22 protein-coding genes are annotated in these 22,669 nt (G+C 39.8%); 12 read left to right on the top strand and 10 right to left on the bottom strand.

Going from position 1 to position 22,669, the window contains the following annotated elements; translation table 11 throughout:
• Positions 1–17: 17 nt before the first annotated feature.
• Both KI375_RS20640 and KI375_RS20635 read right to left on the bottom strand, forming a co-directional pair.
• Entirely contained in the window at positions 18–1,187 is a 1,170-nt protein-coding gene (locus tag KI375_RS20640) for an acyl-CoA dehydrogenase family protein (protein ID WP_212975304.1), read from the bottom strand.
• Between the two features lie 221 nt (positions 1,188–1,408).
• Positions 1,409–1,594 (bottom strand): H-type small acid-soluble spore protein, encoded by a 186-nt coding sequence (locus tag KI375_RS20635; RefSeq protein WP_212975303.1) that lies wholly within the window; start codon positions 1,592–1,594, stop codon positions 1,409–1,411.
• Between the two features lie 155 nt (positions 1,595–1,749).
• Between KI375_RS20635 and KI375_RS20630 the strand changes: the two genes are divergently transcribed.
• The gene (locus KI375_RS20630; RefSeq protein ID WP_212975302.1) at positions 1,750–2,307 is read left to right on the top strand and encodes a GNAT family N-acetyltransferase; all 558 of its coding nucleotides are present in this window, start codon (positions 1,750–1,752) and stop codon (positions 2,305–2,307) included.
• 182 nt (positions 2,308–2,489) lie between these two features.
• The gene (locus KI375_RS20625; protein ID WP_212975301.1) at positions 2,490–3,650 is read left to right on the top strand and encodes a M20 family metallopeptidase; all 1,161 of its coding nucleotides are present in this window, start codon (positions 2,490–2,492) and stop codon (positions 3,648–3,650) included.
• A gap of 8 nt (positions 3,651–3,658) precedes the next feature.
• On the opposite strand, the gene KI375_RS20620 is transcribed toward KI375_RS20625, so the two are convergent.
• Together KI375_RS20620 and KI375_RS20615 are read right to left on the bottom strand one after the other, a co-directional pair.
• Positions 3,659–5,230: a multicopper oxidase family protein gene (locus tag KI375_RS20620; RefSeq protein ID WP_280528668.1), complete on the bottom strand. Its 1,572-nt coding sequence runs from the start codon at positions 5,228–5,230 to the stop codon at positions 3,659–3,661.
• Between the two features lie 110 nt (positions 5,231–5,340).
• Positions 5,341–6,327: a hypothetical protein gene (locus KI375_RS20615; RefSeq protein ID WP_212975300.1), complete on the bottom strand. Its 987-nt coding sequence runs from the start codon at positions 6,325–6,327 to the stop codon at positions 5,341–5,343.
• 145 nt (positions 6,328–6,472) lie between these two features.
• Here KI375_RS20615 and KI375_RS20610 point away from each other — a divergent pair, with 145 nt between their 5' ends.
• Positions 6,473–7,213, top strand: coding sequence for a hypothetical protein (locus KI375_RS20610; protein ID WP_212975299.1), 741 nt, complete (start codon positions 6,473–6,475; stop codon positions 7,211–7,213).
• Positions 7,214–7,271: 58 nt separating this feature from the next.
• Here the strand turns inward: KI375_RS20610 and KI375_RS20605 are convergent, their stop codons facing one another.
• Both KI375_RS20605 and KI375_RS20600 read right to left on the bottom strand, forming a co-directional pair.
• Positions 7,272–7,559 carry a hypothetical protein gene (locus tag KI375_RS20605; protein WP_212975298.1) on the bottom strand — a complete coding sequence of 96 codons (288 nt, stop codon included), beginning with the start codon at positions 7,557–7,559 and terminating at the stop codon, positions 7,272–7,274.
• The gene (locus tag KI375_RS20600; RefSeq protein WP_212975297.1) at positions 7,556–7,789 is read right to left on the bottom strand and encodes a helix-turn-helix transcriptional regulator; all 234 of its coding nucleotides are present in this window, start codon (positions 7,787–7,789) and stop codon (positions 7,556–7,558) included. The genes KI375_RS20605 and KI375_RS20600 overlap by 4 nt, the downstream gene beginning before the upstream one ends.
• Positions 7,790–8,031: 242 nt before the next feature.
• On the opposite strand from KI375_RS20600, the gene KI375_RS20595 reads away from it, so the two are divergent.
• From KI375_RS20595 to KI375_RS20575, 5 genes are read left to right on the top strand one after another with little or no spacing between them, the layout of a single operon-like run.
• On the top strand, positions 8,032–8,940 hold the full coding sequence (locus KI375_RS20595) for an ABC transporter ATP-binding protein (RefSeq protein WP_212975296.1): 909 nt from the start codon (positions 8,032–8,034) through the stop codon (positions 8,938–8,940).
• The gene (locus tag KI375_RS20590) at positions 8,937–9,674 is read left to right on the top strand and encodes an ABC transporter permease (protein WP_212975295.1); all 738 of its coding nucleotides are present in this window, start codon (positions 8,937–8,939) and stop codon (positions 9,672–9,674) included. Before KI375_RS20595 ends, KI375_RS20590 begins: the two co-directional genes overlap by 4 nt.
• A gap of 3 nt (positions 9,675–9,677) precedes the next feature.
• On the top strand, positions 9,678–10,796 hold the full coding sequence (locus KI375_RS20585; RefSeq protein ID WP_244852893.1) for a sensor histidine kinase: 1,119 nt from the start codon (positions 9,678–9,680) through the stop codon (positions 10,794–10,796).
• Positions 10,793–11,395, top strand: coding sequence for a response regulator transcription factor (locus KI375_RS20580; RefSeq protein WP_212975294.1), 603 nt, complete (start codon positions 10,793–10,795; stop codon positions 11,393–11,395). Before KI375_RS20585 ends, KI375_RS20580 begins: the two co-directional genes overlap by 4 nt.
• Before the next feature lie 57 nt (positions 11,396–11,452).
• Positions 11,453–12,013: a Uma2 family endonuclease gene (locus tag KI375_RS20575; protein WP_212975293.1), complete on the top strand. Its 561-nt coding sequence runs from the start codon at positions 11,453–11,455 to the stop codon at positions 12,011–12,013.
• 299 nt (positions 12,014–12,312) lie between these two features.
• Here the strand turns inward: KI375_RS20575 and KI375_RS20570 are convergent, their stop codons facing one another.
• The 3 genes from KI375_RS20570 to lepB all read right to left on the bottom strand — a co-directional run bounded on the left by KI375_RS20570 (position 12,313) and on the right by lepB (position 16,983).
• On the bottom strand, positions 12,313–15,378 hold the full coding sequence (locus KI375_RS20570; RefSeq protein WP_212975292.1) for an ATP-binding protein: 3,066 nt from the start codon (positions 15,376–15,378) through the stop codon (positions 12,313–12,315).
• A gap of 644 nt (positions 15,379–16,022) precedes the next feature.
• On the bottom strand, positions 16,023–16,244 hold the full coding sequence (locus KI375_RS20565; RefSeq protein WP_212975291.1) for a hypothetical protein: 222 nt from the start codon (positions 16,242–16,244) through the stop codon (positions 16,023–16,025).
• 166 nt (positions 16,245–16,410) lie between these two features.
• Positions 16,411–16,983 (bottom strand): signal peptidase I, encoded by a 573-nt coding sequence (gene lepB, locus KI375_RS20560; protein ID WP_212975290.1) that lies wholly within the window; start codon positions 16,981–16,983, stop codon positions 16,411–16,413.
• A 190-nt stretch (positions 16,984–17,173) separates the two neighbouring features.
• Here lepB and mscL point away from each other — a divergent pair, with 190 nt between their 5' ends.
• Positions 17,174–17,590: a large conductance mechanosensitive channel protein MscL gene (gene mscL, locus KI375_RS20555; protein WP_212975289.1), complete on the top strand. Its 417-nt coding sequence runs from the start codon at positions 17,174–17,176 to the stop codon at positions 17,588–17,590.
• Positions 17,591–17,687: 97 nt separating this feature from the next.
• Here the strand turns inward: mscL and KI375_RS20550 are convergent, their stop codons facing one another.
• Positions 17,688–18,818 carry a response regulator gene (locus KI375_RS20550; RefSeq protein ID WP_212975288.1) on the bottom strand — a complete coding sequence of 377 codons (1,131 nt, stop codon included), beginning with the start codon at positions 18,816–18,818 and terminating at the stop codon, positions 17,688–17,690.
• Positions 18,819–19,117: 299 nt separating this feature from the next.
• On the opposite strand from KI375_RS20550, the gene KI375_RS20545 reads away from it, so the two are divergent.
• The 3 genes from KI375_RS20545 (at position 19,118) to KI375_RS20535 (ending at position 22,486) form a co-directional block, all read left to right on the top strand.
• A complete protein-coding gene (locus KI375_RS20545; RefSeq protein ID WP_212975347.1) occupies positions 19,118–20,416 on the top strand; it encodes a pyrimidine-nucleoside phosphorylase in 1,299 nt (432 codons plus the stop codon).
• Positions 20,417–20,560: 144 nt separating this feature from the next.
• Positions 20,561–21,115 (top strand): nitroreductase family protein, encoded by a 555-nt coding sequence (locus KI375_RS20540; protein ID WP_212975287.1) that lies wholly within the window; start codon positions 20,561–20,563, stop codon positions 21,113–21,115.
• A 363-nt stretch (positions 21,116–21,478) separates the two neighbouring features.
• Complete coding sequence (locus KI375_RS20535) at positions 21,479–22,486, top strand: nuclease-related domain-containing protein (RefSeq protein WP_212975286.1); 1,008 nt, start codon at positions 21,479–21,481, stop codon at positions 22,484–22,486.
• Positions 22,487–22,669: the final 183 nt, after the last annotated feature.

Genomic DNA, 22,669 nt, shown 5'->3' with positions numbered 1-22,669 from the left:
ATCCCCCTTTTCCAATTTCATTGCTTCGATTTATCTTTTTCATCTTCTTGAAGAGCGGTCATCGCTAAGTTTTTAATCGTCATATCATCCATTGGCGGGTTATGCAAGCCAGCGCGGACATCACGGTAGTAACGTTGCAATGGATTGGTGAGTTGTAAACTCTTCGCACCGACAACACGCATCGCTTGGTCGACAATGTTGATCGCTGAATTGGTGACCGTATGCTTGGCAATGGCAATTTCATTTGTTAAGTATGGTCTTCGTGTTTCATCATCATAGGCTGCTGCAACACTATATAATACATGACGCGCCTGGGCTAATTCTAATTCTATCTCGCCTAAATGTTGCTGCACATTTGGTAGTTGGCTGATTGGTCCCTTCAAGCTGTTTGGTGCATGATGATTAGCGAAATGAACAGCATAATTACGGGCCGCTTGGGCAATTCCAAGATACGTAGCAGGAATATGCAAGGCCCAACCAGCGAATTTTGCCGGGCTTTTCTTATCCGGTAGTTCAATAAGCTTGCTATCTTCCACTTTTACATCCTCTAAAACTAAATCATGACTACCTGTTCCTCTCATCGACATTACATTCCATGTTTCATCCACGGACAATCCTGGTAAGTCTTTATGAAGAAGAAAGAAACCGATCGACTGTTTCTCTTCAATCCAAGCAGAGGTTAAAAAATACGTTAAAACAGGGGAGGCGGTTGTGAACGTCTTTCTACCATTCAGAACCCAGCCATTTTCTTGCCTTACCGCATTTGTGCCTGGGCGACCGCCTCGTGTCGGGCTCCCCGTTTGTGCTTCACTGACAGATCGATTGGTAATCGCTCCATTTACAATTTCCTTTGCTAAAAAATCCAAGTTTTCTGTTGTCCAAGATTTTTTCTCATAGATTTCCCCGACAGTCCCCAGATGCCAGCCGATAGAAAGAGAGGTGTTAGAATCATAGCTTGCTAAGGTTTCCTGAAAAAGCACCATATCATAGACTTTTAAACCTTCTCCCCCAAATTCCTTTGGTAACGTGATCTTTGTGTAGCCCAAATCAACTAGATCTTGAATGTTTTCTTTTGGAAAGATACCTTGTTCATCAATTTGTGCGGCTCGACTTTTAAACTTTTCTGCTTTCTCCTGCAATTTGTTTAACCATGCCTGTTGCTGTTCTGAACGAATAAATAAACCCATTTCTGTTTTTCCTCCTGTCCCGTAATGCAATCATGCTTATTTGTTTAGTCGGAATTAATTATATTATTTATTCCCCAAAATTTGTTAGTGTAATCGAGGGGGCCAAAATGTTCAATAACTTATAAGGCAGTGGGAGGTCGCCTCCCACTGATACGATTGCCCTAATCTTAGGGGATGAAAAAGACTTTGTCAAGATTGAACTTTAGCATTTTTCTCCATGATCACAGCAGTTTTTCAACAAGCTGGGTGAGAGGAACATCCATTTCTTTTTGAGGATCATCCAAAGGGTAAATGCGTGCTGTCTCGTTGTGTTCATCTACTTGTTGAATATAAACACGCTCACCTTCGTAGGTGACATGCTTTATATCTCCAGATTGTACAATTTCTTCAGCTCTTTGTCGATTCAATGAAATCCGCCTCCTTATCTATATTTTTTCTCGGATGTGATACAAATATACCGATAAAATATCTTGGGATAAAATATGAAGAAACTACAAAAATACAATCGATTTCCCTTAATAACTCGTTTATAATAAGGAAAATGTAAAAAGGAGTGGGTGAGATGAGCGATCAGGAGATATTCGAAATGCCGGTTTTAGAAACTGAACGATTGCGTCTAAGGAAATTAAAGGAAACAGATGTGGAAGACGTATTTTATTATGGATCGGATGCGGAGGTATCACGATATGTGACATGGGATCGCCATCAGACCATCATAGATACGAAGCGATTTTTGGAGTTTGCGAAGGGAAGATATGCTGAAAAGCAAGTGGCTCCATGGGGCATTGAGTGGAAAGAAACTGGGAAAATCATTGGCACGATTGATTTTATTTGGTGGAACCCCAAACATCGAAGCGCCGAGATTGGTTATGTATTATCACGAGATTTCTGGGGAAGAGGCATTATGACAGAGGCAGCGAAAGAGGTTATTCGCTTTGGGTTTGAAGAAATGGATCTCATGCGAATTCAAGCACGCTGCTTGGTTGAAAATATTGGGTCCAGCCGAGTAATGGAGAAAGCAGGAATGAGCTTTGAAGGGATTTTACGCAAAGCGATGTTCACAAAAGGGAAACATTGGGATATTAAAATCTACTCTATTTTATGGGAAGAGCTTTTGTGAAGCGACATTATGTCGCTTTTTTTCCATATAAAGGGCTTGAAAGATAATGACGAATAAGTCTCCACAATGTCTCATATCTATACGCATATACTGAATCGGGAGTGCTGTAACAAAATTAGGGCTATGCCGTTTTTTATGAGCATATATTAAGATAAGCTCAAACTAAAAAAGGGTGTTTATAAATGATGGAGATTGTGGACTATTTATATAAGCAGAAGGAAGTGATGGTGCAAATCTTAAAGGCATTAACTAAAAAAGAATCGCCTTCATATGAGAAGCAATTGGTCGATAAATGTGGGAGGAGATTGCTCGAGTTTTTTAAACAATATTTAAATGGCCATATAGAGGTGATAGAGGATGCCACTTTTGGTAATCAACTCCGAGTTGAGATTGGACAGGGAGAAGAACAAATACTAATATTAGGCCATTTGGATACGGTTTGGCCACAAGGCACGGTAAAGCAAATGTCCTTTGGAATTGTTGGAGATAGAGCGTTCGGTCCCGGTGTTTTTGATATGAAGGGAGGACTTGTTCAAGGATTATTTGCACTTCATGCTTTGCAGACATTCCAAATTCCTATCAAGAAAAAAGTGGTTTTCCTTATCACAACAGATGAAGAAATTGGCAGTGGCCAGTCGCGGGAATTGATTGAAAGAGAGGCAAAAAAAAGTCAGTATGTCCTTGTTTTGGAGCCAGCTGCCACACTTAAAGGGAAATTAAAAACAGCAAGAAAAGGAGTAGGCATCTTTCAAATAAAGATTACAGGACAAGCCGCTCATGCCGGTATTGAACCGGAAAAGGGGATTAGTGCTATTCAAGAATTAGCGAAGAAAATCTTGTACTTGCATGAGCTAACTGATTTTCGGAAAGGCACGACTGTGAATGTTGGAATGATCCAAGGGGGAATTGCGACCAATGTGATTGCTCCCCATGCGGAAGCAGAAGTGGACATTAGGATAAAACAACTGAAGGAATTGAAGCGAGTCATTCCCTTAGTCGAAGGTTTGACGCCAAGTCAACAAGGACTCACGATTGAAGTGTCAGGTGCTATTACTCGCCCCCCAATGGAAAAAACACCTGAAGTTGAAGCAATGTTCCATAAAGCGCAGAAAATCGCAAAAGAATATCTAGATGTAAATTTAGAAGATGAATTAAGTGGCGGGGGCAGTGATGGCAGTATTACGGCACAATTTGCACCTACATTAGATGGGTTAGGCGCAGTTGGGGACGGAGCGCATGCAGATCATGAGCATATTATCATCTCACAAATGCCTGTCCGTAGTGCTCTGCTCGCTTTGTTAATCAAAGAGTTAGGAGAATATGAACAGAGACCTTTCCCGTAGGTCCCTGTTCATTCCCTTTCGACCACTTTCATCGGTCGCATCATATCATAATCTTCATGTTCTAAAATATGGCAGTGCCATACATAATCGCCTGGATTTTCCGTGAATTTCATAATCACACTTGTCACCATGCCTATATCTGCTCGAACCGTATCCATCCAGCCTTTTTCATATGCTTCTGGTTCGATAGGCGGCCCCGTATATTGAATATAGCCATCTTCCTGGAATCGCTCCAAATCAAAGGGTCTTCTGTGTAAAACTTTAAATTGGATCAGATGAATATGCATGGGATGTGGAAAGTTCATTAAGTTAATAAATCGCCATACTTCGGTATCGCCAATAACAGGTTTTTCCGTTACAGGATCATGCCACATTCGATTATCCAACATCATCATCGGGCGATTGTATTCATCTGGCATCGCATCAAGGGTCAATAATCTAATTCTATCTGCACATTTTTCCTCTAATGTAGAATCATCTGGCAACAAGCTTGTGGGAATCTCGCTTGTATCTTTTTGATTGAGTGGCAATGTAACATCAAATCTCATAATGACCCCTGTATTCCCTTCGTCGTTCGTGTTTTGCATAACCAGCTTTCTACCCCTTAGCTTCGAAAAATCAACAATGATTTCTGAGCGTCCAGCAGGTTCAATCGGAAGAGTAGTCAACTCAACTGGCTCTGGCAAAAGTCCTCCATCTGTTGCAATTTGGTAAAAAGAACGCCCATCCCCAATCCTTAATGTATAAGCATTCGTATTTGATGCGTTTAAAATACGGAAGCGATATTTCCGCGGCTCGACTTTTAACCGCGGCCAGATTTTCCCATTGACGACCATCGTATCTCCATTAAAAAAAGGTTGAATAGATGGCTTGATAGGAGCAGGTGGGTCTGTATTTTCTGGATAGAATAAGGAGCCATCCTTTTTAAAGGATTTATCTTGAATAACAAGCGGCAAATCATAACGATTTTTTGGTAATTTTAGTTTTTTCTCGATGGCATCACGAATAATATAGAGCCCAGCAAGCCCCGCGTATACGTTTAATCTTGTAATGCCAATTGCGTGATCATGATACCAAAGGGTAGCACCGTTCTGACGATTGGTATATTCATAAATCTTTCGTTTAAAGGTTTCACCTGTTTGCGCGAAGTTTCTTGAAAACCATGCTTCTGGATGCCCATCACTTTCCCAGGCCACATTCGCACCATGTAAATGAGTGACTGTCCGTACTTCAGGCGGACCTGCTGATCCATGGAGGGTTCGATCAATCGGTAAAAAATGCTTTAAAGGTAATTGATTTTTCCATTTCACATAAATACTTTCATTTTGATTAACTTGGATCGTCGGACCGGGATACATTCCATCATAGCCCCAAACAGTTGTAGCCGGCATGAGTTTATGGAAGCGATGTTTACATTCCTTCATGGTGATTTCATAGTAAGACTTGCCCTTAATGTTCTTAAGTGGTCTAGCTACAGATGGAATCGGTAGCTCATCGACAAACTTAGGAATGGTATCAGGATTGGAAGGATCCACTTTGCTTCCTTTCGGATTAATGGTTTGTATTTTTTTCACCCCCACTTTTTCGTCTCCATTTCAGTCTATGTAGCATAGTCATTTATGAATGAGACATAAGCGGAGGGGTGGGAATTTTTAGGGAGGACAAAAACGACCTCTTTTTTTAGAGGTCGTTAGGAAGAATCCTTATTGCGATGAGAGAACTGTTTTTGCTTGTTGTTTTCAAGAAACTTTTCAAAGTCAGTGAAGGAATCATTTTCCTCTGACTGCTGGTCAGTGCTATGGATAGGTTCCTCTTCTTGGGTATTGGGGGTGAAAAGATCTTCATTGGTCTTTTCTATAGGTGCATCATCAATGGCTCCTTTATTGACTGGTTCACTAGGTAGGTCCGTTTTTCCAGGATCCAATGCAGCTTCTGCTTGACGATTTAGCTTTATGGTGGCAAGTACTTGTACAAACCGCTTGAGAGCATCCTTCATCATTACTTCCATATTATCTTGATGGTCGGTTGGATTAGACCCTTTGATCACTTCTTCCATTAAGGAAAAGCCTTGTTCCAGAATTTTTAATTGTTTTTGATAGGCGGTTGTTCCTCGTTTTAATTGAATATGTCCATTCTTCATTGTTGCCTCATAAAAAAATAATGTATGGGTCGTATGAGCAGCCGTTATCTGCAGCTGCAAGGAAGTAATGGTTTCAGGCTCCATGCTTCCTGTTCGTTTTTCCAAAGTGTTTTGTTCATTTATAATCATTTCAACAGCTTGAATATCAGCAAATTCATAGGAAAACACTTGAAAGGTCATTTCTTTTTGAGGAAGTTTCATAGTTGGGTCATTTGGCAGCCAGATACAGATTCTCTTTTCCTGTTCGTCCAATGCAATCCGTGTTAACAGAGAGTCAGGGGAAATAACCTGTGATTCCGTAAATGCCTCTATTTCTGGACGGAAGCTGGCTATATAATTTTTGTATCTTTCCCGATTGGCGTCTTCTATCTCTGAAGCGCGCGCCATAAAAGCAATGGAAATCACGAGCAGAACGATTAGCAGTACGATCCCGATCCCAAGTTGCCCGATAGTGATTAAAAATATTAAAAGGCCGATTCCTATAGGAATAAACGAGCAGCCTAAATAGCCAATAAAATTAGAATGGCGTGAGGACATGGTGAATATCTCCTCTCTGAAGATAGTTATTAATCTGTTTATACGAGGAGATGGAAAGAAAGTTTCATTTTTTACAATTTCCTATCTCCTTGCATACGATATTATAATTCATTGGCAAGGGGATGTATGTGAGATGGGACTATATATGAATAAGAATCAATATCCAGCGCTTTATAAAACGGCAATGGATGTGCAAGCGAAAAATCAAGGAAGTTATCAATATGATGGTTGGACGGAATTTTTAAAAGAACAAAAGCGAGCCAATCAAGAATTCAATCAGGCTTTTCTAATACTCAATCAGTTACACCAAAACCAAGATCACAAACAAGAACAGCAGTGGAGAGAGGTTGGCGGACAAATTGAGGAACTGAGGAAGATGAATGTTCAGCGGGAAGCGTCTGAAAAGTTTGCTTTAGAGCTTTTAGAAAAAATAGAAGGACAGCAGGTAAATAGCGTGGATATGGAGGAAAAGCGGAATCGAGAAATCGCTGATCATATCGATAGGGTCTATATATCAAACAAGGAAATGATGCAGCGGCTGGATCAACTTGATATGGCAGGGGAGCAAATAGGAATGCAAGTTAAGGAGACGGAACAGAAATTATCACATCAGTTGTTTGAACTTCACGAGGAAACCATGAACAAAATCGATAAGCAAGAAACAAAACAACAGACAATAAATCAGCAAATGGAAAAGCAAGACGCCCACCATCAAGAGGTGATCGAGAGACTAGATCGACAGGAAGCCGTTTCGGAAAAAATCATCCGAGAAATTCAGCATATTCGGTCCATCCTCTTCGAAAGAGCCAGCTTTTTGGCCGAAAAAATCGAAAATGGCTACAAACTAACCTCTACCTACCTGCACAAAATTGTTCAAAATTCATAGAAGGGGCCTGACCCCCACCGTGGTAACGCTTTAATAAGGTGGGGGTCAGTCCCCTTTTTTATATCATTTTCCTTCGCTGAATATGAATGGTGACGCCATTGCTCAAGAAGACTAAACTCATCCAAATGATCATTGTTGTTTTTAGCTGTTCCACGGTTGGGTTGAAAAATTCTATAAACAATAGATGCAACGAAAAACCAAGGAATAAGAAACCAAAACCTATCTGAGCTCCCCTGGCAAGGATTTCTTTGCCTCTTTCATCTTTCCCTTCTGATGCTGAGAAACTAATATATACACCGATCCCATACGCCGCAACTATTATAGAAATAAGATATACAACAGTCATTCTTCAGTCTCTCCTTTCTTTTCATATGTGAAAATCTCATCAATCCTTTTTCCATACAATTGAGAAATCTCAAATGCCAACATAAGAGACGGATTATATTTGTTGGCTTCAAGGGAGTGTATGGTTTGCCTTGTAACCCCTAATTGTTCAGCTACGTACTTTTGTGTCCATTGTTTCTCAGCCCTTAGGAGGAATAAATTGCTACTTAAAACACGCGTACCTTTTTTCAAAAACACCCCTCCTTGGTAAAAAATACTTTACACATGTAATATATATTTTACAGAGGTAAATGTCAACTGTTATGTAAAAAAGTTATTGAAAAAAAGGGACTGACCCCCACCGTGTTAAAGCGTTACCACAGTGGGGGTCAGTCCCCGCAATGACAATTGTCACATGAGATTCATTACATAATCAACTGAAATTCCTAGCTTTGGGACGATAGAATTAAAGGATAGAAGTTGGGGGTGGAGTAATGGAGGCTGTAGTGCATATTGAGCAGTTAACAAAAACGTTTAAAGGAAAAAAAGCGGTGGATGATGTTTCTTTCTCAATTTATCCGGGAGAGGTTGTGGCGATTCTTGGACCAAATGGGGCGGGAAAGACGACGACCATCTTGATGATGCTGGGATTGCTAAATCCTACGGAAGGGTCAGCACAATTATTTGGTCAGGATGCGAAAGCGAAGGCAGTTCATGAAAGAATTGGTGTGATGTTGCAAGAGGTGAGTTTAATGGACGGCTTAAAGGTGAGAGAAATTCTCCGTCTTTTTCGCAGTTATTATCCGAATCCTCTTCCGTTAGAAACATTAATGGACATGACAGGGTTGGCAGAAGCTGATTTAAGAAAGCGGGTTGAGAAATTATCAGGTGGGCAGAAGCGTAGAGTCGCCTTTTCATTGGCCTTGACTGGTAATCCAGATTTACTGTTTTTTGATGAACCAACGGTGGGAATGGATATCGCGGCTAGAAAAGCTTTCTGGGAGAATATTTTGGCCTTAAAGAAACAAGGCAAAACAATTCTTTTTTCTACGCACTATTTACAAGAGGCCGATGATATTGCCGATCGGATCATTTTATTTCAAAATGGCAGGATTATGGCAGATGGAAAGCCAGATGATATGAAGAAGCAATTAACTAAGCAATCCGTTTCCTTCATTACCAAGGATCGTTTTCCAAAGAAGCTTTTTCTCCAAGAACCTTTTGTTTCTGACTGTTTCGTTCAGGAGGGAAGATTGGTCGTTTTGACGGACGACACAGATGCTGTGTTAGCAAAAATTTACTCTGAGCAGCTTGAGGTGAGGGATGTTCGTGTTGAAAAAGGACGATTGGAAGAGGCCTTTGAACAGTTAGTGAATCAGGGAAGGGAAGGGGAGATAGGATGAAGATGTTCAGGTATCAATGTCATGCTGAAATGCTGCGGATGTTGAGGAATCCGTATTATCTATTCTGGTCACTTCTCATGCCGATTGTGTTCTATTTTATTTTTACAAAAGTAGTGAATACCGGTGTTCCTGATCAAGATGAGTGGAATGCTCACTACTTAATGTCAATGACCACTTTCAGTGTAATGGGAAGTTCGATTATGACAATGGGCATCCGCTTAGTGGAGGAGCGTTCAAAGGGATGGACGACTTTTATTCGTGTCACCCCATTATCAGATCTCGTCTATTATTCGGCAAAAATGGTCGGCCAGACAATGGTTCATATCTGCTCTGTGCTTGTCATTTTTATTACAGGGGTCCTTCTAAACGGTGTTAGTTTATCTGCGTTGGAATGGATTTTTAGTGCTGGCTGGATTTTACTTGCCTCTTTGCCATTCTTAGCACTGGGGGTCTTGATCGGAACGATGAAACGTGTAGATACGGCAATAGGTGTGAGCAACGTTATGTATATGGCGCTTGCGATTACCGGCGGTATGTGGATGCCAATGGAGATATTACCAAATATCATTCAAAAAATTGGAGCATGGCTTCCAGCTTATCATTTTGGGAATGGCGCTTGGGAAATTATTCGCGGGCATGCACCGGAATTTAGAAATTTTACTATTTTGGCCGCCTATCTGCTTGTATTCATGGTATTATCAACGTATATCAGAAGGAAACAGGAAGCGGTGTAGCCAGTGAAAAATATTCACATATTCCCAAAAAAGTTTGGCTTTTTCCCTTATATCTTTCTCGTTTATTTACTCATGCCCGTACTGTATATTTCAAATGAAAAAGGGTGGAAGCTATTCATCGGCTACACCCTTCTTTTGGTTTTTTTGGTCTCGTATCGGCAGCTTTTTTGTTTTCCTCCTATAAAAATCTACGTTTGTTGGTTGGCGATTCAATTAGCCATCATTGTCATTCTAAGCCTTTGGTATGGTCCTTATAATTTATTCTTAGGTTTTTTTCCATCAAACTTCATTGGTTGGTTTGAACATAAAATCTTGTTTAAGCGAGCTTTAATTGCGTTTAGTTCTGTGATTATTGGCACTCTAATACTGTTGTTTATTCAGGGAACCCATATCGAAACGCTCTCCTTTTTACCGTTTATTGCAGTCATGCTGATCTCCCCGTTTGGGATTCGTTCCATGAACAAACGGATGGAACTGGAGAAGGAATTAGATCAAGCCAATGAGAAAATTAAAGAGCTTGTAAAAAGGGAGGAGCGCGTCCGGATTGCTCGAGATCTTCATGACACATTGGGACACACGCTTTCTTTAATTACATTACAGAGTCAACTCATCCAGAGATTGGTGAAGAAACAACCAGAGCGGGCGATTGCGGAGGCGCGCGAAATGGAAGGCACTTCCAGGTCAGCCCTTCGGCAGGTTAGAGAACTGGTTTCAGAAATGCGAGCGCTGACGATTGCAGAAGAATTAATTCATATGGAACAGATTCTGCATGCAGCTGGGATTGGATTTTTACAAAAAGGGGGGACCCAATTCACACATCTTCCCCCACTTGTGCAAAACATCATTGCAATGTGTCTGCGTGAAGCAGGTACAAATATTGTCAAACATAGTAAAGCTCAGAGTTGTGTTGTTCATTTTCAAGAGAAAAATGGCTTTTTTTCAGTCAGGATTCAGGATGATGGCATTACGGCCACTGAAAATATAAAGGTAGGCAATGGTTTACGGGGGATGAAGGAACGATTGTCTTTATTAGACGGTCAAGTAGAATTTAAAGTGGAAAAAGGAATGACATTGGACATCACGGTGCCACTTATTTTGAAGCAAGAGGAGATGACGCTATGATCCGGATTGTCATTGCAGAAGATCAACGAATGTTAAGGGGAGCACTTGGTACACTTTTAGATTTTGAAGATGATTTAGACGTGGTGGGGCAAGCAAAGGATGGGAAAGAAGCCATACTTTTGATAGAACGATTGCAGCCAGATATTTGTTTGATGGATATTGAAATGCCGCTCAAAAGCGGGTTAGATGTTGCAGAGGAGTTAAAACAGTCGTCTTCCATGTGTAAGGTGATGATCTTAACAACTTTTGCACGCCCAGGGTATTTTGAACGAGCGATCAAGGCAGGGGTCCACGGATATTTATTAAAAGATGGTTCGATTGATGAGTTAGCGGACTCAATTCGTAAGGTGATGCAAGGGAAGCGGGAATACGATCAGGAGTTAATTCTCAATGTGTACCAAGCAGATAATCCGTTAACAGAAAGAGAACAAGAAATACTACGATTATCGGCTGAAGGAAGAACAGCGAAGGAAATTAGCAAGCAATTATATCTCTCAGCTGGTACTGTGCGAAATTATATGTCTGAAGTCTTACAGAAATTAGAGGCAAAGAATAAAATAGAAGCGATTGCGCGGGCGCAGGAAAAAGGGTGGATCTAGGAGAAGAGTAGGCGGAAATGATATACTACAAGTAAATGAAGGTTGGAGGGACTTTACATGCATGTATACCAGAATGGCACCCACTCATTGGAAGAGTATTGGCAAATTCGTGAAAACAATGAAGCATTACTAGAGTATATCGATGGAGTGATTTACATGTCTCCATCACCCTCGACAAAACATCAACGAGTTTCACGCAAGCTAGGGAAAGCATTTGAGGAATTTCTCGATGGAAAATCATGTGAATTGTTTTATGCCCCTTATGATATTGAATTGAAAAGTGAAAAGGTGGATGGTACAAGAATTGTGATTCCAGATATCACGATTATTTGCGATCCAAGCGGCTTCACGGATGCTAGATATGTCGGTGTACCTGATTTGCTTGTGGAAATTCTTAGTCCATCCAACCAATCGCATGATCTAATCACGAAGCTCAATCTTTATATGAACTATAGTGTGAAAGAATATTGGATCGTCAATCCGATGCTTGACACAATTACCGTCTATACGTTGAATGGAAATGGGATGTACGAGCAACATGACGTGAAAGTGAGTATGGGACTCATCACCTCCAAGCTTTTCGCTGATTTCCAACTGGACTTGACGGAGGTCTATTAAATAAAACAGCGACAGCTTATGCTAATTATTTACTTTATTCTCTGGTGCTTCCAATGAATGTTTGATCCAAAAGTTTATTCAGACAAGAATTTATAAAATTTCCTTAGGATTTCGTTGGAACTGGGGTAGGTGCAGTGGCTCCCAGGATGCGAGTCGTCGGGGAAGACATGCGCATGTGGCGACTTTAGCCGATGTTCTACTAAATCACCTGAGCCAATAAAATTCAAAACTGGATTTTACTTAGCTCAGGTGATTTGTTATCGAGACTGATCAAGGCATTTCCGCTTTTCTTATATTCTTTATTTAGGGATCCGAAAGCTAATCGTTGTCCCACGGTCTAGTTCACTTTGGACGCTTAGGCCATTTCCATAAATCCTCATCAACCGAGAGTGAACATTTCGAAGTCCCACGCTTGTTCGCTCACTTGCTTTTTCTCGAGTTAAAAGCCTATTAATTTTTTCAGCTGTCATTCCTACTCCATTATCCATGATGGAAACCTCAATATCAGATGAGTGCTCGATAATATGAATAGAAATTGTCCCTCCTTCGGCAAGTTTGAGGATACCGTGTTTAACAGCATTTTCAACGAGAGGTTGTATCGATAACGGGGGAAGTAGAATAGTAGCATTCGTATCCAACCTCCATTTGATCGTCAATCGATTGCCAAACCTTGTCTTTTCAATATATAAGTAAGAGCGCACCAAGGAAAGTTCCTGCTCTAGAGGAATAACAGGATCCGCATTACGAAAATCAAAACTCAAGCGTAAATAATTATTAAATTCATCAAGAAGTTGTTGCATTTTAGAAATATCTATTTCCCCGAGGGCCGCAATGGAATTTAAGGTATTGAAAATAAAGTGTGGCTGGATTTGTGATTGTAGCCAAGCTCCTTCCATACGGATATGTTCTTCGATGGAAACTTTCAATTTTATTAAGGCTTGAACTCTTGCTTTTAATTCCAGTGAATCAACAGGCTTTGTCACATAATCATTTGCCCCTGCCTGAAAACCTGCTAATATATCTTCCGTACGTGTACGTGCAGTTAATAAGAGTACGGGGAGTTCCGAAATAGAATAACTTTTTCGAATTAGTTGTGTTAACTCATATCCGGATATTTGCGGCATCATCACATCGGCAATGACAAGATCATAAGACTCTGTTTGAAACTTTTCAATCGCTTGTTTTGCACTAGTTACCCCTGTAATTAGGCAATTTTCATCCCCATTAAGGATAGATTGGAGAATACTTACATTTATTGGATCATCGTCCACGATTAAAATTTTTTGTTTTCCATGCACGTTTTTAGTGCTATTCGACTGCAAGCTGTCTGTTATTGTTGTAGCGAGCTCAGTGTTTGCTTTGATAATTTGAGATGTCGATATTTTGGCATTATGGACCCCTTTAAATAAAGGGAGCGTAAAAGTGAAAACAGAGCCCTTTCCTGGAGTAGACTGAACAGTTAAATCCCCATTTTGCAACTGCACTAATTGCTTACAAATACTTAATCCTAAACCAAATCCACCACTAACCCTCTCTTTATTGACTGTTGCCTGTTCATAAGGCTTGAATATATGCTCCAATTCCTTTTCCTGAATTCCAATTCCAGTATCCTCTATTTCTATATGGGCCATTTCTTGATGGATAGTTGCTCGGACCGTAATGGTTCCTTCATCCGTAAATTTCACTGCGTTATGAATTAAATTAAAAAGGATTTGAATCAGGCGAGTTTCATCCGCTGCTAAAGGAGGGAATGAGTCTGGTATATCTATTCGCAGCTGAACTGCCTTTCCTTCCACCATTAACTTTGTCATATCGATTACACCAGCAACCACCGTTTGGATAAAAATTTTTTCAATATGCAATGGAATTGTCTTTTCCTTTAATCTTGTTACATCCAGTAAATCATTTAACATAAAGGACATCCTTTTAGCCACATTATCTAAAATGGACAATCGTCTCCGATGTTCTTTGTGAAGAGGGGCTGTTTTGTCATCTAAAAGAGATTGAATAACATTTGAAATACCGTGTAATGGGTTCCTTAGCTCATGGGAGGTATTGACTAAGAAATCATCCTTACGTTGATTCTCCAACTGTAATTTTTCCGCTAAATGTTTTGCATCAGAAGCGATCCGTGAAAAGCGTTTAAACCAAAAGGCCGCAAAACAAAGTAGGGCAATGATAAGGTCAAATGGATAATGCATTGTGGTTGTTGTGAAATTATGGATCAAGGTCCAAATAATATTTACGCCTATACTGAGACAACCAAGTATTAAAAAGATGCTCTCTTCTTTAGGTATCTTTACTTTTCGGAGGATTAAGATGGATATTATAATAGAACAAGCGAAAACGACATAGAACAGTACCCTGGTTGAGAGTATGATGGTCCTTGGTGGTGCTACTAGCATAAATAATGCGTATATTATACAAAAAACAGTGAAATACCTTAATAACTGCTTAGTGGAATTTATAGGAAATAATTTGTTAATAATGTGTGGGATAAATGCTCCAACACCGATATAGGATAAGAAGGTAATTCTGGTTCTCCAATCATAATCTACTGGAATCCATCTAAATAATAATTTATCATCCGAGCTAAGTACACTAATAATGGTGCATAGAAGCAGTAGGGAGAAAAAAAGTAAACCCTGCCTAGGTTTAAAGCGAATGAAATATAAGATGGCAGCGTAAACACTATGTAATAATAAGACACCACAAAGCAAAAGCTGTAGCCCTTCTGATAATAATTTGCGATACTGAATGGCATCCATTGCTCCAAAATGAATGGGGTTTATAATGCCACCACTACTTTTGTTGCTGGAAGCATGGATCATTAGCTCTATTTCATTGTTATCTAAATTAAATGGAGCGGTAAAGGGAACATTACTCCCTCTGTAATTTTTTACTGAAGTAGCTACCTGGCCGGCATGACCGATAAGTTGGCCATTCACGTAGATAGCGGAAGCATTATTGTACTTTTGATTGATGAGTAGTCCCCAAAACTTTGCATCATTGTCATCTAGTAATATCCGGAGCCTATACGTTCCATAATGAAAAGAATCGTCCTTTTCAAACGATGTATTCCAATTATTTGGTACAGTGATAAATCTAGTTGCAGGCTTACTTAACTGTTCAGATGATGTTATGAAGGTAGAAGGATAAAACTCCCATTCTCCGTTTAGTTGAAGCGTCTCTCTATCATTAAAATCCCATCCGCGTAAATCAAGTACACCATGATTTGCATGTGGAGAATCTTTGTAGTCAAGTGTAGTTAAAAAACCCATCCAGGAAAAACGAATAGCTGTTATGATAATAAGAAAAATAATAATAAAGAAAGTCCATTTAGATGGTTTAATAGATTTTATCATGAATATTCATTCCCCATATGTAATCCTACACCCGCAATCACATCAATTAAAGTACCTCAACATACATCCCTTATTCCATAAGAGTGTTCGGTTCATTACATTGTATAAGATGTATGCAGGCAAAACAATGCGTATTAATGCATTCTCTCCATAAAAAGAATGTTTTCTATCAATCCGATATCCTCCATAATTGATTGCTCTATTATTTTAAAGGACTTTAGCATTTAAGGTAAATCTCATGTATAGACGCTATATCCAAAAACATGGTATGAGTTCTTATTTCAAGTCCAAGTCTTTATGCCTTATTCATATTTCTTATCCAAGCTTGTTTAAAAATTGTTGGGTAAGTTAAAGTACTTACATAAGTATGCCACCGAATATAAGGAAAGGGGAAGTGAGAAAAAGAGTAAGTCTGCTGTTACTTTTGATGAGGATGCAGGGAAACCCCTGAAGCTAAAGAAAGTTTTATTATCAAAGCTAAAGTGATGGCTGGAGAAACTTCAGAAGACGAGAATGAGCAATCAGTTACACAAGAAGAGACGGACCTGACAGAAGAAAATAATCATTGTGATGAAGAGGAATCCCAGGTCAGGTCAAAAAAACCTGTCTTTGTCTCATAACATATGCTTGTTGAAAATAGAGGCTTACGCTTTTCTTGATCCGCAACGCGGACAAGAGCTCAATGCAGCATCGAATTCATATTGACAATTGGGGCATTTTTTCCCCTCTGCTCCAAACTGTTTCCTCAGGGAATGATCTTGCTGTTGTAAATAATAGAGAATCGTCTCTTGCTTTTCCAGTACATTCGCTAAAGCAAATTGGATGATGGCAAAAATAGCGCCCCCTACAACCGCAAGCAAAAACATCCAAAAACTCCCCGAAAGAAAGCCGACCACCAAACTTATCACCACTCCTATGATGCCAAAAACATACAAAGCCGTTACGATTCCAATCACTTCCTTTCTCTGAAAGAATGTTGGGGACTGTCCCTCAACGCGTTAACGTGCTACCAGGTTGGGGGACAGTCCCCAATTAATGTGTCATGCGAATATTTTGAATTGGGAAAATCACGAATTTACTTTTTCCGATAATCTCGTTCTCCGGGATAAAGCCTAAAGAAAAGGGCGCTGCGCCACGACTATCCATACTATTTGGTCGATTATCGCCCATGACAAAATATTGATCTTTTGGAACAGTAACAGGTTCAAAGTCCTCTGTTAGCTTGGTGCCATGCTGATTTGTAATTTTTTTTGCTTCAGTTAAATAGGATTCATCTATTTCTTTGCCATTAACTTGCAAATGATCATTCTCCATTGCGATTGTTTCACCGGGAAGCCCAATCACCCTTTTGACATAGTTTATTTTTTCTTCAGGGTCTTTAATGATGACGATATCCCCTCGATGGATGTCTCCAATCCAATTGATTGTTTTACTGACAATGATTTTTTCGCGATCATGCAGAGTCGGTTCCATCGAAGCACCATCGACTGAGACAGGGGTAAATAGGAATGTACGAATGGCGATCGTAACCACGACAACAATGACCATGGTTTTCACCCATTCATACTTATTTAGTTTATCTTCCATACATAAATCCTCCTTCATCCAACGCCTCCTTTTATTATAAGGAGAATTGAACTTGAAATGGTAGAATTTTGCGGAAAAATAAAGAATAGGACATTGGTCCTTTGTTGACAGTATACCTTGAGCTTTTAAAGAAAAACTGATACGCTTTTTGAGGAAATTTCGCTCAATATACATAGACAATATATTGATAAAAAGGGAGGCAATCATTTTGTGGGAAGAGTTTAAAAAATTTGCGATCCAAGGAAATGTGATGGATTTAGCGGTAGCGGTTGTGATAGGGGGCGCGTTTGGGAACATCGTTTCCTCCTTGGTTAAAGATATCATTATGCCCCTAGTTGGCGCCCTGCTTGGCGGCTATAGTTTTGACAAACTAGTTTTCTTAATCGGAGACGCAACAATAGCTTACGGTGTCTTTATACAAAGTGTAGTCGATTTCATTATTATCGCTGCTTCCATCTTCCTATTTATCAAATTAATCGGAAGTCTGAAAAGGAAAAAGGAAGAAGCGGTCATGGAGGAAGAAATAGAAATTGCACCTGATGTGGCGTTACTATCAGAAATACGTGACTTGTTGAAAGAACAAAATCACAAAGAGCAAGTCGGAGAACGAGACTCGACATCGTAAACATGCACAATAATAAAGAGACGAAGCGTGAAAATGGATATGTATCGCGCTTCGTCTATTTTTGTATGGACATTGGCTCCCCTTATCTAGATATCGTTTAGGCTCTAGCTTCTGCTTTCCTTTGATCGTACCATTCCTGAATAATAGGGGATATGGAGAGATCTAAATTCTCCAAAGTCCTTTTCAATTGGTTATATTGATGGTCTATTAATAGCCCGTAGTTAAAACGAGCATATAATTTCATTAATGCAAAATGGGAATGTTCGTCTTCTGGCGCTATAGCGCAAATTTTAAGGTACCAAGCTTCGGCTTCTTCTAGATCTTGATTGTTTTCATACCACTCCGCTATTCGAGTAGCAGTCTTCACCCATAACTGATCCAAGCGGTATCGCTCGGCCACAGCCCAAATATAATCATAGTCTTGTAAGTAAGAGCCCGTATATAAATTCATCGTTTCCTCATATTTCGTAATCGACTTGGAATCAAGGGATAGAGCACTTTGTATCGTCTTTTCCCATTCGTTAATATCAATGAAGCTATTTTGAATGACCAGCATATAGCCCCCTGGTTCATTTTTAATGGACAAATGCTCTCTCAATGGATGCAGTGTTTTTCTTGTGTGATAGATCGCAGTATACAACTGGGGATAAGCCTTATCCTCATCCATTTCTGGCCACAAGATTTCCAGTAGTTCCGTTTTATGAATAGATTTCCCAAAGTTATGAAGTAAATAGAGAAATAATTCTTGAGATTTAGATGTTCGCCATTTTAAATTAGGTAGTTTCTTTTCAGCTAAAGAAAGGGAAAAGTCACCACATACTTTTATTTGTAAGGAGGTACGGATGGAAAAGGGATTATTCGTTTGAGCACGAATATTTACTTCGATCCGTTCCAATGCTTTTTGCAGGCGCTCCAATTGGAGCGGTTTCATAACGTAGTCTAGCGCATTTAATTCGAAAGCTTGTAAAGCATATTCTTGATGAGCTGTGACGAAAATGACCATTAGAGATGAATTGATTTCTAAAAGCTGAGACGCCAACTCTAACCCATTTGTATTTGGCATTTCTATATCCAAAAACACAACTTGAATCTCTTGAAGTAATGAGGAATGCTCTTGCAGATTAAAATAGTTAAATTTCCCCGCAATTTGTAAATTGCTTATTTTTTTAATTTGGAATTCAAGATATTCCAAAGCTAATGGTTCATCATCAATAAGTATAGCCCTCACGAATATTCTCCCCTTAATCACTATGTGAATTACAGTTATTGACATTGTATAAGAAGTTCATCTATAAAACAATGAAGTTCATTCGGCTTGTAGGTATATATACTCATTCGTATAAATCGTATTCTAATAATTCATCTCGTCCCAGCAATTTTGGGAATCAAGCCCCCAGCCGATTCGATTAGCTGACATTATGCCTTTATATCAAAAAACGTAATAAATCTTTTCAGGCTAATTGAATAGGAGGATTTTGACATATCCTTCAGAAATAATAATATTAAAGGAAGGAAAGGGTGATGGAATTGAGAATGGTTGATATTTTAGCAAAGAAAAGGGATGGAAAAGCGTTATCTAGTGACGAGATTCGCTTTGTTATTGATGGATATACGACTGGGAGCATTCCTGATTATCAAATGTCTGCGTTTTTAATGGCCGTTTATTTCCAAGGCATGACAGCGGAAGAAACCGCGACACTTACCATGGCGATGGTGGATTCAGGCGATACCATTGACTTATCAGATATTCGTGGAGTGAAAGTCGATAAACATTCAACAGGAGGAGTTGGAGATACAACGACATTAATCTTAGCTCCACTTGTAGCAGCTCTAGGGGTTCCAGTTGCGAAAATGTCTGGTAGAGGCTTGGGCCATACAGGTGGAACAATCGATAAATTAGAGTCCATTCCCGGTTTCCATGTAGAAATTTCGGAACAAAGGTTTATGGAGCTAGTGAATCGTAATAAAATCGCGGTCGTCGGTCAGTCGGGAAATTTAACTCCAGCTGATAAGAAAATCTACAGCCTCCGTGATGTGACAGCAACGGTCAATTCTATTCCATTAATCGCCAGCTCCATTATGAGTAAAAAAATTGCAGCTGGTGCGGATGCGATTGTGTTGGACGTCAAAGTCGGTTCAGGTGCTTTTATGAAAAGCTTGGCAGATGCAGAAGCCTTAGCGGAGACCATGGTGGAAATTGGCAACCAAGTGGGGAGAAAAACAAGTGCTGTGATTTCAGATATGAATCAACCCCTTGGTTTTGCTATTGGAAACACACTGGAGATGAAGGAAGCGATTGAAACATTGCAAGGGAATGGTCCAGCGGATTTACAAGAATTATGCCTTATTTTAGCTAGTAAAATGATCCTGTTAGCAGGTGAGGCAGAGACAGAGGCAGAAGCTCGCGAAAGTTTACTGGAAGTAATCGAAAATGGCAAGGCCTTATCAGTTTTTAAACAATTTTTAAAAGATCAAGGTGGAGATCCCACTGTTGTGGATGACTTTCAAAAACTACCAGAAGCCAAGTATCAAATTCCAGTAAAAATTAAGGAATCTGGCTTTGTTTCCGAAATTATTGCAGAGGAAATCGGGGTTGCAGCTATGATGTTAGGGGCAGGTCGGGAAACGAAGGAATCGAAGATCGATTTAAGCGTTGGCGTCGTTTTACATAAAAAAATTGGTGATGCAGTTACAAAGGACGAGGTTATTGCCACCATTCACAGTAATAAGGAAATGGTTGAAGATGTGGCAATGAGAATCCAGAATGCATATCGATTTTCCGAGGAAAAGCCAGAATCTGTTCCACTGATCCATGGATATTTCTAGAGGGAGTGAGTCTCAAAACGAGACTCTTTTTTAATATGGTGCAACCGGCCGTAGCAGTCGATAACTTGATTTAAAAAAGAATCATGGTATGATAAGTGAAGTTAGGTGAATGAAAATGATTATCATTATCTTTGGAGGTTAAAAATGTTAGCGACTACATCAATTGCCCAAATCATTCGGGAAAGAACTTCCGTGAAGAACGGATATCTTGACAAGGAAGTCAGCCAAGATCTTGTCCTATCATTATTGAAAGATGCTGTCTGGGCACCAAACCACAAACTTCGTGAACCATGGCGGTTTATCTTTGTATCTGGCGAGAGAAGAGACGCGTTTATCGAAGCGATTCTACCTTGTCATGAGCGAAGTATGCATGATTCAGTTCGTAATAAATTTAACATTGTTCCGGCATTTCTAGTTGTTGTTATTGACGACGATCCCCGCCAGAAACAAGCAGAAGAAAACTTTGCTGCAGCAAGCTGCATGATTCAAAATTTACAACTGTTAGCATGGGAGCAAGACTTAGGCATGGCCTGGAAAACACCGCAACATATCCGTGACCCTCAATTTCGTGAAGCACTCAATATCCAACCAGGAGAAAAAATTATTGGAGTCCTAAACATTGGTTACTTCGATAAAGACATCATTGCCCAAAAAGTGCGGAAGCGGATTGACCCTGCAGAAAAAATGACCAGTTTTTAAAATGAAATATCGACTTGTGGCCCACCATCATATGATTAGCTGGCGGGCTGCTTTGTGTTGGAAAAAGGCTCGTAAAAAGAGTGGGTGGCTATCGATAGACAGTTATAACTCCACGACACAATGTGCCGCACTTGACTCGTAAAGTGTGTGCAATGACTCGTAAAAAGGGAGCGATGGCACGTAAATCGAGTGTGATTGGCTCGTAAAAAGAACGCGACGGCTCATAAACCATATGCAATGGCTCGTACTTGTGAGCTCTTCGGACATGCCTGTGCAACATTTAGATAAAAACTTCTGTAGAAAGAAGGTTTTTAGAGCTTCAAGTCGAATACTATTTGTGACAATAAAAAAGAGGTGAGGCCTTTGCCTAATAAACAGAGAACGATTCCCATTGTTATTTTACAGTTAGAAGCTTTAGCGCGCAGATTGCCTTCTACTCATCCACAAATGAAAAATATCCAAGATCAGTTAGGGAGGAGAAAAGCAGGATATCGAGGTGAGATCATTCTTGATAAATATACGGCGCATCTTCCATTATCACAAAAACATTTCATTTTACAAGATCTCCGACTTCCCCTCTCACATGCATCCTTTTTTCAGATAGATTCACTTTTAGTAACACCAAGATTTTTTTTACCTTTTGAGGCAAAACACATTTCAGGTTCATTGTTATTCGATCGCTTTCAGCTCATTCGTACATTGGATGAAAAAGAAGATTCTTTCCCCGATCCCATTCTTCAAGTGAAAAATCACCAATATTTTTTAAAATCATTAATGAAAAAATATGCTGTTCCAATACTTCCGAGCGAATCATTTGTCGTGGTTACACAATCGCAAGCAAAAATTTTATCGAATCCTCAATACCCAGAAGTTGCGCAAATGGTCATTCGTCCTCCAGCCATACTACACAAATGGAGAAGGGTAGATAAAAAATTTTCCAAGCCTATTTTGACAACGAAAGAATTAGAAGATTTTTCGACACTTTTGATCGACCTCCATCGACCCGAAGAATCCGATATATTAGCCCTATTTAATCTGAGTAAAAAGGAGATCATCCAGGGGATTTATTGTTCCGAATGTCAGCAATTTTCGGTAAAAAGAATCAGGCGCTATTGGAGGTGTAGCTTGTGCGAGCAAAGAAAGACGGCAGAATTTATTCAAGCACTCATTGATTACCGGCTATTAATGGAAACCTCCATAACAAACCGAGAATTTAGATCCTTCTTTCAGATTCAATCCAGGCATATGGCCGCCGCTATGCTGAAATCTCTTCACCTTCCAACTAAAGGACAATATAAGGACCAACAATATTTACTAGATTTAAACCACTTGCTCAATCTCAAAGAAAATAATTACGGTAAATCCACTTAACAGGTCTCGCGTTCGACCTTTAATAACTCGTAAAGAGCGGCCGATGGCTCGTAAATGAATCACGATAGCTCGTATTAGCTCCGCCATGACTCGAAAATGGACCGTGCTGGCTCGTATCCACTTAAAAGTGCCTCCAGAAACACGAAGCCAAACATTAGTACAGCCAAAAGAATAGAGTCTTAG

The sequence above is a fragment of the Bacillus sp. J14TS2 genome, assembly GCF_018333015.1.
Classification (GTDB): Bacteria; Bacillota; Bacilli; order Bacillales; family Bacillaceae_C; genus Lederbergia.
The sequence above is the reverse complement of the archived record's forward strand: the minus strand, read 5'-3'. Positions and strand labels throughout refer to the sequence as shown.

What these genes read in the sequence shown, in the direction of transcription:
- KI375_RS20640 (WP_212975304.1), bottom strand. Translation starts at nt 1,187, where the DNA reads ATGGGTTTATTTATTCGTTCAGAACAGCAACAGGCATGGTTAAACAAA.
- KI375_RS20630 (WP_212975302.1), top strand. Translation starts at nt 1,750, where the DNA reads ATGAGCGATCAGGAGATATTCGAAATGCCGGTTTTAGAAACTGAACGA.
- KI375_RS20625 (WP_212975301.1), top strand. Translation starts at nt 2,490, where the DNA reads ATGATGGAGATTGTGGACTATTTATATAAGCAGAAGGAAGTGATGGTG.
- KI375_RS20615 (WP_212975300.1), bottom strand. Translation starts at nt 6,327, where the DNA reads ATGTCCTCACGCCATTCTAATTTTATTGGCTATTTAGGCTGCTCGTTT.
- KI375_RS20610 (WP_212975299.1), top strand. Translation starts at nt 6,473, where the DNA reads ATGAATAAGAATCAATATCCAGCGCTTTATAAAACGGCAATGGATGTG.
- KI375_RS20605 (WP_212975298.1), bottom strand. Translation starts at nt 7,559, where the DNA reads ATGACTGTTGTATATCTTATTTCTATAATAGTTGCGGCGTATGGGATC.
- KI375_RS20595 (WP_212975296.1), top strand. Translation starts at nt 8,032, where the DNA reads ATGGAGGCTGTAGTGCATATTGAGCAGTTAACAAAAACGTTTAAAGGA.
- KI375_RS20590 (WP_212975295.1), top strand. Translation starts at nt 8,937, where the DNA reads ATGAAGATGTTCAGGTATCAATGTCATGCTGAAATGCTGCGGATGTTG.
- KI375_RS20580 (WP_212975294.1), top strand. Translation starts at nt 10,793, where the DNA reads ATGATCCGGATTGTCATTGCAGAAGATCAACGAATGTTAAGGGGAGCA.
- KI375_RS20575 (WP_212975293.1), top strand. Translation starts at nt 11,453, where the DNA reads ATGCATGTATACCAGAATGGCACCCACTCATTGGAAGAGTATTGGCAA.
- KI375_RS20570 (WP_212975292.1), bottom strand. Translation starts at nt 15,378, where the DNA reads ATGATAAAATCTATTAAACCATCTAAATGGACTTTCTTTATTATTATT.
- KI375_RS20565 (WP_212975291.1), bottom strand. Translation starts at nt 16,244, where the DNA reads ATGTTTTTGCTTGCGGTTGTAGGGGGCGCTATTTTTGCCATCATCCAA.
- lepB (WP_212975290.1), bottom strand. Translation starts at nt 16,983, where the DNA reads ATGAAGGAGGATTTATGTATGGAAGATAAACTAAATAAGTATGAATGG.
- KI375_RS20540 (WP_212975287.1), top strand. Translation starts at nt 20,561, where the DNA reads ATGTTAGCGACTACATCAATTGCCCAAATCATTCGGGAAAGAACTTCC.